We start from the raw sequence: 11,365 nt of genomic DNA, 5'->3' as shown, positions 1-11,365 counted from the left end.
TTTTATTTTCGTGTGCCTTGGCGGGCGCGCTTTTTGGCCTAGAGATCGACGGATTTAGCGCACCTGGTGGTTCGCTCATTACCGATGACGCTTTTTACATCGCAAATCGCGGCAGCAGTGAAGATCCACAAGAGCGCGACGGCTTCATCAGCCGCATAGTAAAAAATTCCAATGTTGTTGAGACAAATTTTATAGACGATCTGGTAAATCCGGGCGGAATGGCGCAGATCGCGGACGTGCTTTATGTCTGCGATATCGATACGATCAGGGGTTTTGCCAAAAGCCAGGAGGTTTTCAATCTAAAAATCGAGGGAGCACAGGCCCTAAACGACGTCGTAGCGCTCGGTAGAGAAGTTTTGCTCGCAAGCGATCCCGCGCGTGGGACGATCTGGCGCATCGACCTGCTCTCGCGCACCGCGGATGAGTTTGCGCGCATCGATCTATCGTTAGGCAGCCCAAACGGACTTTTGGCTAAAGGCGATAAGCTTCTGATCACTACATTCGATCTTAGCGGAAAGGTCCCGGGGCGCGTGCTAAGCATGGATCTGAAATCCCGCGAAATTTCGATCTTTGCCGATATGAAGGGGGTTTTCTACGGCATAGCGCGCGGAAAAAACGGCGAAATTTTAATTAGTGACTGGGGCGAGGATCTTTTAAGCGGTAAAATTTGGCGCATCGGTACGGACGGACACGTGCTAAAGCTAGATCTCGGCGCGATGCAAAGGCCCGCGGACATCTCAAGCGACGGTAAGGTTTTATTGATCCCAAAAACGCTGGAAAACAAGGCGGGGCTGATAAATTTGCCGTAACCGGTCGTCTTATTGCGGCTTCGCAGTTTGCTTAAATTTTACAAAATATATGCTGTATCGTGCTTTATAAGCCATCTTTTCGTGCTTCGCCGCTTGCGCGGCAGTATCAGTTACGGACCAGAACCAATCGCGATATCGAAACTAGGCCAATGCCGAAGCCGGTCGCAGCGCCAAGGCTAATTGCGGCAGCGTAAGAGTTATATTACGAAACCGATCGCCCTTTTTCGCGCGCACTCAAGAGCCAAGTACGCCCAAAAGTCGCGTGTGCCGTCTTGCAACATGTAAATGCCGAGCCTGCCGTAAAATTTGCAAACCCATCTGCCCTCCTTTTAAATTTCCTCGCCGCAGATATTTTCGCAGGCAGAGCGGCGCTAAATTTCAGCGCAAAATTTAACGCCCGCCGTGACTCAAAAGCCTTGAATACTCATAGCGCGCTAAATTTCAGCGCGAGATTTGACGCCGAGGCGTGCTTTTAACATACCGCGTCGTATCTGCGCGCGAGTGAATTCTACACGGCAGTACGATCTCGGCTACCGCCCGCTGTCGCTGTACGGATGCGTAAAACTTACCATTCTACGCAGCGCGTATGCCTAGGCTGCTCTGGGACGCCCGCAGGTGGAACCTACCCCTCTATGCGCCCCTCCCAGACGGCGGGAGCATCAAGCTCTGTGTATGAGTTTAAAATTTCATACGGCTCGTAGCTAAATTTATACGCTAGGCTCGGGCACTGCTTCACCGCGTAGCCCAAATAAATCCAGCGCAGCCCCAAATCTTGGGCGAACTCGATCTGTTTTAAAAGCGAAAATTTACCCAGACTTAGATGCGGCAGATACGGATCGTAGTAGCAATACACCGAGCTAATGCCGTCATCCACGATATCGATAAGATCGACGCAGATAAGCCGCCCGTCCTCGCCGTAGTAGGAAATTTCTTTGCCGAAGTCGCCGTGGCCTTGGACGTAAATTTCATCATATCGCTCGAAATCGATCTCTTGCAAAGGCCAGCCCTTTTTTAGATGCATGTAGTCGTGATAAAGCGCGAAAAGCTCCAAACGCGCATCGTTTAAAAGCGGGCGAGATTGCCATACATAGGCGGTCGTGCGATTATTTTTATAGACGCGGCGGTGCGATCTGCTAAATTTAAAATTTGCAGCATCGACGCGTAGGCTTTTGCACTCCGCACATCCCGCACAAATGGGCTTTTGAAAATACCTGCCGAAGCGGCGATAGCCGTGCTGCACTAAGTTTGAATTATACTCGAAGTCGCAGTCTTTTATGTAGAGATACTCGCTGCGCGCGGCTCTACCGTCCAGATAGGGGCAAGAAAAATCCAGCGTGCAAAATGGAATTTCAGTCATTCAGCTTTTTGATATTTGCCGCGTCCACGTATTTTAAAAACTCGTCTTTGAGGCGCTTTTCGCGTGCGGCGATGCTCTCTTTGGCTACGTCAAACTCTTCCGTCGCGACGCCGTCTAAGCCGCTTTCGCTTTGCAAGCTTGAATCATCATCTCTGAAAATATCTTTAAACTCGTCGCGATTTGAATTCGGTTTTTTGGGCTTTTTGGGCGCGGAGCTTGCCGCCTTGTCCTTAAGCATATCCTTTTTTATATCTTTTAGGCTATCTAAAAAATCCATACTCTTTCCTAAATCCGCGCCGATTTGCGCATCGCAGCGATAATGGCGGCGATCGCTTCGTTTTTATTCGGCTGCATATCGTCCATAGTGTTTTCTAAAATTTTGTCTAAATTTTTCTCTACGTAGCTCGTGTCGAAAAAACCGAGTCGGAACTCGCGCGACTTGCTGATGCTGAGCAAAAACGGAATGATCGTACGCACTCCCTCGATGCGAAACTCCTTCAGCGCACGCTCTAGCTTATTGACGGCCAGGTCGTAGTCGGTGGTTTTAATAATGAGCTTGGCTAGAAGCGAGTCGTAAAACGGCGGAATTTTATAGCCCTTGTAGATGTGACTATCAACGCGCACGGAGGGACCAAGTGCAGGATAATAATCGCTAACGGTGCCGGGAACCGGGGTAAAATTTTTCCAGACATTTTCGGAGGTGATTCTAGCCTCGATCGCGTAGCCGTGCGGCTTGATATCGCTTTGCTCGAGCTCTAAAATTTCGCCGTTTGCGATGCGGATCTGGCGTACGACGAGATCGACGCCCGTAACTTCCTCGGTGATGCCGTGTTCGACCTGAATACGGGTATTCATCTCCATAAAATAGAAGTTGTTGTAGTCATCGAGCAAAAATTCCACCGTGCCGACGTTCGTGTAATTCACCGCCTTTGCCGCAGCTACCGCGGTCGTACCCATCGTTTTACGTAGATGCTCGCTTATCGAGGGGCACGGCGCGATCTCTATAATCTTTTGATGGCGGCGCTGGATTGAGCAATCGCGCTCGCATAGATGAATGATGTTGCCGTAATTGTCGCCGATGATCTGAAACTCGATGTGGCGCGGCTTGACGACGAGTTTTTCCATAAAAATTTCATCGTTGTTAAAAAAGGTTTTCGCCTCCCTCGTGCACGAGTCATAGGCGCTCTGCATATCCTTCTCCTCCCACACCTCGCGGATACCGCGTCCGCCGCCGCCGCCGCTAGCCTTTAAAATCACGGGATAGCCGATCTCGCGCGCATATTTTTTAATCGTATCCATGCTCTCGTGATTTAGCTTTTCGGTGCCCGGCACGATCGGAATGCCGTTTTTGCGCATCAAATAGCGAGCGATGTTTTTGTTGCCCATTTTGCGAATAACGTCGGGTTTTGGACCGATGAAAATAATGCCCGCGTCCTCGACCTCTCTTGCAAAGTCAAAATTCTCGCTCAAAAAGCCGTATCCAGGATGTATCGCATCAGCGCCACACTCTTTGGCGACTTCGACGATCTTTTTGGCGTCCAGATAGCCTTTTAGCGCATCGGTGCTTACCTCGTAAGCCTCGTCGGCGATTTTTACATGCAAACAATCAACGTCGGGTTTGGTATAGATCGCGACGCTTTTAATATGCAGATCTCTGCAGGCTCTAATGATGCGAACCGCGATCTCGCCGCGATTAGCGATAAGAATTTTACGTATCATAAATAATTGCCTCTTTTAAAGAAATACCGCAGTAATAATAGTATAAAAAATTTTATAGCAAGTTGAAATTTGCAAAAGGCGGTTGAAATTACGGATAAAATTTAAAGAAGATTTATGGTGCCCGAGGTCGGAATCGAACCGACACGAGGTCGCCCTCGCCAGATTTTGAGTCTGGTGCGTCTACCAATTTCACCACTCGGGCATTTTAAAAAGTTTTGATTGTATAAATTTAAAAGAGATAAGCCCCGAAGACGGGGCTTGGAGCAAGAAAATTATTTTTTCTTCTTGCCTTTTGCAGCTGCAACAGCCTCTTTTAGCTGTTTACCGACTTTAAATTTTACTACTTTAGTAGCAGGAGATTTGTAAGTTCTGTTTGTGCCAGGAACTTTACCCTCGCGAGCTGCACGCTCTGCGATACCGAAAGATCCGAAGCCGATGAAGCTTATGTCATCACCTTTTACCAAAAGCTCTTTGATAGCCTCAAGTGCAGAATCAACTACCTTAACGGTATCTTTTTTAGAAAGACCTGCCTTATCGGCAACTACCTGGATAAAATCAGCTTTTTTCATGCTAATCCTTTAAAATAAAGTGGTTTGTGCGGTATTCTACAATAGTTTCGCAAAAAATACAATAGTTTTTTAAGAAAAAAACGCAAAAATCGGCAAAATTTAGCCGAATTTAGCCAAATTCGTCAATTTTTCAGATTTTGCTTCTTTAAATTTCAAAATTTCGCCATATTTTTGGAGCTTATTTTTGAAATTTTGCCAGATTTCAAAAAATTTCAAGATTTTACCCTTCTTGCTTCATTTTTATAAAATTTCGCCCCAGCCTGCCGCTTTAAAATATATAAACTATATTTTGTTATAATCCGCGCAAAATTTCAAAGGCTTTTTTATGACTAAAATTTTAATGATAGAGGACGATTTAGAACTCGCCGAAATTTTAAGCGAATATCTGCAGCAATACGATATCGATATCACCGTGGCGGACGATCCGTTTTTGGGGCTTTCTAAGTTAAATTTAGAAAATTTCAACCTCGTGATTTTAGATCTCACGCTTCCTGGGATGGACGGGCTTGAGGTCTGCAAAGAGATCCGCAAAAACACCGATATACCGATCATAATCTCAAGCGCCCGCCACGATCTGACCGACAAGATCAACGCTTTCGACTTCGGCGCGGACGATTATCTGCCAAAGCCCTATAATCCGCAAGAGCTTTTAGCGCGCATCAAACGCCACATCGAGCGCTACGACATAAACTCCATCCAGCGCGCCGCAAAGCCAAAAAAAGACCTCGAGGTGGACGATTTCCGCCACGTCATCAGCTTTAAAGGACAGCCACTGTCGCTCACCATCGCCGAATACGACGTGCTTTCGTATCTCATCAAAAAGGAAGGCGGCGCGATCACCCGCGAGGAGCTCATCTACAACTGCAGCTCCATAAGCGAGGAATCCTCGAGCAAAAGTATCGATGTCATCATCGGTCGCATCCGCCTAAAGCTTGGCGAAACGTCCAAGGCGCCTAGCTACATCCACGCCATCCGCGGCGTAGGCTATAAGCTGATACAATGAGCGGGCCTGCGTCCGGCGAGCGGCGCGATAGAATTTCGCCGCTCGTGGCTCTAAATTTAATAGGCACTCGCGCGGCGAAACTGGAATCGCAAGTAGGTCTGCGCGATTTCCCATTTAAATTTAAAACGCCGCAACCGAAGCGTTAAAATTTTACGATAAAATTTTGTAGTTATAAATTCGGCGTGCGATTTTAAATAAGCATGAAATTTCATCGTTGTAAATTTCGGCAAAATTCGGCGCTGCGAGCAAGAACGAGCCGTAAAAACAGAGTTGAGGGCAGCGAAGGGGTAAATTTTAAAAATTTAAAGCGGCGCGGCTATTAAATTTAAAGTGCCCTGCTTTGCAATGAAATTTTAAAATTTACGCGCTATGCCTTTAAGACACGCTGCAAATTTAAAGCCGGATAAGCCGTAAGCCGATTCGTGCACCAAAGCCAAAGAAAGCCAGCGGCTTCAAAGCTTTGAAATTTTAAAAATTTAAGGATCATATAAATTTAATGAAAGTCAGATCGTCGATTTTTTATACCATCACGTTCATCTTCGCGCTCGCTACCGTGGGCGTTTCGCTCGCTCTACTCTGGCTCATCGGCTACGATCAGCAAAACTACACCCGCGAGCTAAACTCCAAGTACTCCATCGTTGCGCGCGCGAACCTATATCAAATGAGCAAGCTCATCAGCGACGTCGAATACGAACGGCAGGTCGCAAATTTCGAGTTTTCGACCATCCGCGATGAAGCCAAGCGCGATGAGATCATCAAAGGCGCCGAAATTTTAGATAGCATCTCCGCAGACATCGGCTCTGCGGACATCTTGCTTTTTAAGCGCAAGCACTACTTAAAAATCACGCATGCAGGCGAGACGCGGCTTTTAAACGACAAGGAGTATCAGCCCTACCGCTACGATATTTTCAAAGCGATCTACGGCGTCATTTTGGTGATCATCCTGCTTGCGTATATCTTCATCATCCGTAAAATTCGCCCCCTTCGCAAGCTTAAGCGCCAGATCGATAAATTTGCTAAAGGCGATCTTCAAATCAAGGACGTAAGCGTAGGAAACGACGAAATTTCCGAGGTTTCGCACGCATTTTACGAGGCGGTCACGCAGATAAATAAGCTTAACGAATCGCGCCATCTGTTTTTGCGAAACATAATGCACGAGCTCAAAACCCCCATCACAAAGGGTCGCATCGCCGTCGAGATGATCGAGCACGGCAAAAATCAGGAGCGTCTCATCTCCGTCTTTGAGCGGCTGGAGAGTCTAATCAACGAATTCGCGGCAGTCGAGCGCGCGACTGCGGGCACGGCGCTAGGCGAATGCGGAATTTTTTCAATGGATGAAATTTTAAAAGAAGCGCTTAGTATCGCGATGATCGAGCCAGGCTGCGTCACGCTGCAAAATCCGCTAGGCCTGAGCTTAAACGTCGATCTGAAGCTCTTTTGCGTCGCGGTGAAAAATTTAATCGACAACGCCGTTAAATACGCCGCAGACGGTAAAATTTTAATCCGCTTAGACGCCCAAACGATGGACTTCATAACGCTAGGCGAGCCGCTGCAGAAGGACTTTAGCTACTACAAAGAGGCCTTCGTCAAGGGCACGAACGCCAAACAAAGCTTCGGCCTGGGGCTTTACATCGTCGATAATATCGCCAAGGCGCACGGGTTAAATTTTACATACCGTCACGAAGAAAGCAAAAACATCTTTAGTTTTTTAAATTTAACAAAAATCGTCGTGCCATAAGCCTATGGGTGTAGAATTTACGCGATACTTTCTTCATAAAAATCTCTTGCTGCACAGTAAAATTCGGCTTGCCTTACACATTGGAATTCTGCTTCTGCTTTTAAAATTCCTCTTAGAGAAAAATTTTGCTTATGAACTTAAAATTATCGTGCAAAAATCTATATAAATGCCGAATTTTAATCCTATTTCAATTGCTTAAAAGTTCGATTGTCCGCGTATTATACGGTATTTATATGTAAAATGGTAAAATTCATATTTCTTAAATATATATCGAGTTAAAATAAAAACTTAAAATCCATACTAGAGGTATATACGATGAAAATTAAACTTAGCGTAATTGCCGCAATCGCAATCTCATCAAATTTATTCGCAGCCGATGCGACGAACATCACAAATTCTCAAATTTTAAGCTTAAAGCAAGTAAGTCTCTCCGATAACATAAATGCGGCGGTAGGCTTCGGCGTAGCAGGCGCAAATATCGAAATCAGAGCAAATGACGCCTTTACGGGCGGGCAAAGCGTTACTAGATTAAGCGATACGGCGGTCGTAATCGGTCACTACGCCGCAAGCGGTAACGCGAACTCAAATACGATCAATATGAGCGGCGGTACGTTAAACGCGCTATACGGCGGTTACGCTAAAAGCGGCGATGCGTCCTTAAATACTATAAATTATAGCGGCGGTGCGGTACGCCATACGACAGGAGCTAAGGGCGGCACGATCTACGGCGGATTTAGCGAGGGCGGTAGCGTAGAGGGCAACATCGTAAATATCACTGGCGGTGCGGGTCCTACAAATGCGGCTTACGGCGGAGCTAGCAGCGCTACGAGCGGCTCGGTTAAAGGAAATATCGTAAATATAACCGGAAGCGGCGGCATCGGAGGAGGACACGGCGATTACGCTATCATAGGCGGTACGGCTCGTAACTCGGGTGTAAGCGTAGAGGGAAACACCGTCTATATCGACACGACGGGCGGTCTTGCGGGTAGATTTATCTACGGCGGCTACAATGGCGGCGGTGCAAATTCCGTCGTAAGCGACAACCGCGTGATAATCAAAAAAGCTAGCGGCGCGGGCTACGTAAAGGGCGGCATGTCTCTAAACGGCAAAGCTAGCGGCAATATCGTGGAATTTAGTGGCGCAAACGTGAGTAAAATAACGGGCGGCATCGGCAAAATAGGCGTATCGGGCAATAAAGTAACGATTAGCGGCGGCTCCATCAATGACGTCCACGGCGGCGCCGTCGCAAGCAATACGCATGTCAATAGCTTCACCTCAGGCGAGGCAAACGACAACGAGATCGTCGTAAACGGCGGCGCGATTACTAATCTCATCGGCGGGCAAGCGAGCACGAACAGCACGCTTAACGGCAATAAAATTTCAATTAACACAGGCTCGGTCATCAGAGTATATGGCGCGCTTGTGGGCGATAGAGGCACGCTTGCGAGAAATAAAATTTCAATCGGCGGCGGTTCAGTCGGCGAAGTACGCGGTGCGTCTGCAGGCGCAAATTCTAATGCTAGCGAAAATGAAATTTCAATTAGCGGCGGGAATTTTTCCTCAAGCGTTTACGGCACATACGCTAGCGGAGCAAGTACGATAAAGGGCAATAGCGTAACGATTAGCGGCGGAAGGTTTAGCAGCACTCCTAGGATCGAAGTCGGTCGTATCGATTTTGCCGAAGGAGATGCCGAGATCAGCGGCAACGTCGTTTCGGTTTCAAATTTAAGCTCGCCTACGCAGTTTTCTCAATTTTTAGTTCACGGCGGCACTATAGCAACGAAAGCGAATGCTACGGGCACGGTAAAGATAAACGGCAATACGATAAGTATCAAAAATACGAACAATACCGTCCGCGACGTAAAGGGCGGCGAGATTGATTTAAACGGCGGCGGCGCCGAGATGAAAGGCAACGTCGTAAATATCGAAAACGTAAACGGCGCTTTAAATTACGTCCAAGGCGCTAGAATAAACGTTAAAAGTAGCAACGTTACGTCGGTAAATTTAACGAATAACATAGTAAATATTAAAGGAACTAATACGCTTAGCGGCGGCGCTTTTTACGGTGCGTATTCTAATTTCGGAACCTGGTCGGGCGAAGGTGCTGTTTTAAGCGGCAATAAAGTAAATATTAACGACGCTAGAATTTTGGGTTCAAATTCCACGGTTTACGGCGCTCTTGCGGTCGCTAACGGCAAGGGAAGCTTAGTCAAAAACGAAGTAAATATGAACGGAGATAATTCGTCGGTTTATAGAATAATCGGGGCTTTCGGTAGGACGGAGAATTCCGAAAATGTCGTAAATTTAAACGGCGGTGAGGTGCGCAGCCACGTATATGGGTCATGGGGCACCGCGTTGGGCGGCAAAAATGTCGTAAATTTCAAAGGCGGCTACGTTAAAGGCACGATATACGGAGGCAATCCTATCGGACAACAGGGCAATATCCTAAACGTCGATGCCACTAAATCTAACGCAAATTTTAACGCTTACACCTTGGGCAACGTACGAAATTTGGCCGCAGCGAACATAGAGAATTTTTCGAAGATAGATTTTTCAAATTTTGAAAACTCCACCTCTGCAGCTAGCGCAGCGTTAAATTTAACCGCAAATTCTGATACGAACCTAGGCGGCGCGGATGTGACGCTAAACGGCAAGGATCCTAGCGCCGCGCTTATGGAGCTAAGCAGCGGGCAGAAGTATTATTTGATACACAAAAACAGCGGTGCGATCAAAAATTTCACCGATAAAACGCTTCAGGTAAATCAAATTTATACCATCCTTAGCGATACGCAGTATAAGATCGATGCGGCTAAAATTTATGTAGATGCCGCAAACGGCTCACGCGATCTGTTAATGGAAAGAAACGAAATCACCGAAGCTTGGAATGACCGAATATTTGGAAGCGGATCAACCACTACCAATCCTAGCAACGAGGAATTTACGCGCTATGGTGCGAGTAATCCGAATTTGCGCGCCAATACGGGAAATTCCGTAATCGTAGCTCAAAGCGCGGGTAATTTGAAAGGCAAAGCAATTAGAGCGGGCATCGATGATCTAACAAAATCCGATCGCAACGTGCACGACAACTCTCTTGTAGTAAAAAGCGGCACGAGCTTGGGCGCGCTAAGCGGCGGTCATTCAAATGATGCCGGCAATAAAGCGGTCTATAATAATAGCGTTACATTCGAGGCAGACGGCACTTCGGTGGGAGACGACGTAAAGGGCGGCTACGCAGAATACGGCGAGGCTCATCACAATACGATAAACACCAACAATACGACTATCAGCGACAGCATTTACGGTAGCCACGCACTAAGAGGCGACGCGCACGACTCGACGATAAATTTAAAAGGCGGACAGAAAAAAGGCGGCGGTAATGTCTGGGGAGGCTTTGCCGCAGCAAACGGAACGGGCAAGGCATATAAAAACAAGATAAACGTTGCTAACGGTACCAAAATCAACAGCAGTGTCATCGGCGGCTTATCTATGAAAAGCGATGCAACCGAAAATACGGTAAATTTGAACATGGACGATAGCGGCGCCGTACAAGTGGGCGGCGACGTGATCGGCGGCGTAACGTACGGCACGGGCGATGCATCGAAAAACCGCGTAAATGCTAAAAATTTAACCGCTTTGGGCTCTGGAGCAGGAGTTTACGGCGGACAGAGCGCTTACGGCGGTAAGGCAAACGAAAACATCGTAAGCCTTGAGAGCGGGCAAGTCGCTAATATTTACGGCGGGCAAGGTAGTAGTGGGGCTTCCGGTAACAAAGTAAGCCTTACCAACGTAAAAGTCGCGCCGAAAAACTGGGGATTAAGCAGTATTTACGGCGGTTCTAGTACCGGCGGTAGCGCAAATTCCAATAAGTTAAACATCCAAGGCGGCAGCGTCATGGGCGGTGTATATACGGGCAGGAGCTCGGGAGAAGCCTCGCATAACGAGGCGGTCGTAAACTCCACTTTAAGAGGCGATATTTACAGCGGATACAGCGAGAATGATAAAGCGGATTTCAATACCGTAACGTTTCAAGGCGGCAGTGTCGGTCGTAACGTAACGGGTGGCAAAGGAGCTACCGCTTCCTCCAACACTGTAAATTTAAACGGCAACACGCAAGTTGCTGGCAATGTCTACGCAGCAGAAGCCGCTAGCGGCAGCAACAACGTAGTAAAT

General features: G+C 47.4%; 8 protein-coding genes and 1 tRNA gene. 4 read left to right on the top strand and 5 right to left on the bottom strand.

The genetic code is table 11. The features are described 5' to 3' along the window. On the top strand, window positions 1–809 hold an 809-nt coding region (locus KH703_RS09795), incomplete at its 5' end, for an ATP-binding protein (RefSeq protein WP_304295708.1). Window positions 810–1,431: 622 nt separating this feature from the next. Here the strand turns inward: KH703_RS09795 and KH703_RS09790 are convergent. The 5 genes from KH703_RS09790 to KH703_RS09770 all read right to left on the bottom strand — a co-directional run bounded on the left by KH703_RS09790 (window position 1,432) and on the right by KH703_RS09770 (window position 4,454). Beyond that, complete coding sequence (locus KH703_RS09790) at window positions 1,432–2,166, bottom strand: arginyltransferase (protein ID WP_304295706.1); 735 nt, start codon at window positions 2,164–2,166, stop codon at window positions 1,432–1,434. Next, window positions 2,159–2,443 (bottom strand): hypothetical protein, encoded by a 285-nt coding sequence (locus tag KH703_RS09785; protein ID WP_297961923.1) that lies wholly within the window; start codon window positions 2,441–2,443, stop codon window positions 2,159–2,161. The genes KH703_RS09790 and KH703_RS09785 overlap by 8 nt, the downstream gene beginning before the upstream one ends. Before the next feature lie 8 nt (window positions 2,444–2,451). Beyond that, a complete protein-coding gene (locus tag KH703_RS09780) occupies window positions 2,452–3,885 on the bottom strand; it encodes an acetyl-CoA carboxylase subunit A (RefSeq protein ID WP_304295703.1) in 1,434 nt (477 codons plus the stop codon). Window positions 3,886–4,000: 115 nt separating this feature from the next. Beyond that, a tRNA-Leu gene (locus KH703_RS09775) sits at window positions 4,001–4,087 on the bottom strand. A gap of 70 nt (window positions 4,088–4,157) precedes the next feature. Beyond that, complete coding sequence (locus KH703_RS09770; protein WP_291937435.1) at window positions 4,158–4,454, bottom strand: HU family DNA-binding protein; 297 nt, start codon at window positions 4,452–4,454, stop codon at window positions 4,158–4,160. A gap of 325 nt (window positions 4,455–4,779) precedes the next feature. On the opposite strand from KH703_RS09770, the gene KH703_RS09765 reads away from it, so the two are divergent. The 3 genes from KH703_RS09765 to KH703_RS09755 form a co-directional block, all read left to right on the top strand. Beyond that, a complete protein-coding gene (locus KH703_RS09765) occupies window positions 4,780–5,457 on the top strand; it encodes a response regulator transcription factor (protein ID WP_005870247.1) in 678 nt (225 codons plus the stop codon). A 496-nt stretch (window positions 5,458–5,953) separates the two neighbouring features. Next, window positions 5,954–7,195, top strand: coding sequence for an ArsS family sensor histidine kinase (locus KH703_RS09760; RefSeq protein ID WP_304295700.1), 1,242 nt, complete (start codon window positions 5,954–5,956; stop codon window positions 7,193–7,195). 315 nt (window positions 7,196–7,510) lie between these two features. Beyond that, a partial coding sequence (locus KH703_RS09755; RefSeq protein WP_304295698.1) for a hypothetical protein occupies window positions 7,511–11,365 on the top strand: 3,855 nt, incomplete at its 3' end.

Origin of the sequence: Campylobacter gracilis (assembly GCF_018374135.1) — a bacterium.
In the GTDB taxonomy this organism is placed as follows: domain Bacteria; phylum Campylobacterota; class Campylobacteria; order Campylobacterales; family Campylobacteraceae; genus Campylobacter_B; species Campylobacter_B gracilis_A.
Note: the sequence above shows the minus strand (reverse complement) of the source record. Positions and strands in the feature narration are given on the sequence as shown.

Bases quoted from the DNA above. Each gene is read 5' to 3' on its own strand.
- KH703_RS09760 (WP_304295700.1), top strand. From the start codon at position 5,954: ATGAAAGTCAGATCGTCGATTTTTTATACCATCACGTTCATCTTCGCG.
- KH703_RS09770 (WP_291937435.1), bottom strand. From the start codon at position 4,454: ATGAAAAAAGCTGATTTTATCCAGGTAGTTGCCGATAAGGCAGGTCTT.
- KH703_RS09765 (WP_005870247.1), top strand. From the start codon at position 4,780: ATGACTAAAATTTTAATGATAGAGGACGATTTAGAACTCGCCGAAATT.
- KH703_RS09785 (WP_297961923.1), bottom strand. From the start codon at position 2,443: ATGGATTTTTTAGATAGCCTAAAAGATATAAAAAAGGATATGCTTAAG.
- KH703_RS09790 (WP_304295706.1), bottom strand. From the start codon at position 2,166: ATGACTGAAATTCCATTTTGCACGCTGGATTTTTCTTGCCCCTATCTG.
- KH703_RS09780 (WP_304295703.1), bottom strand. From the start codon at position 3,885: ATGATACGTAAAATTCTTATCGCTAATCGCGGCGAGATCGCGGTTCGC.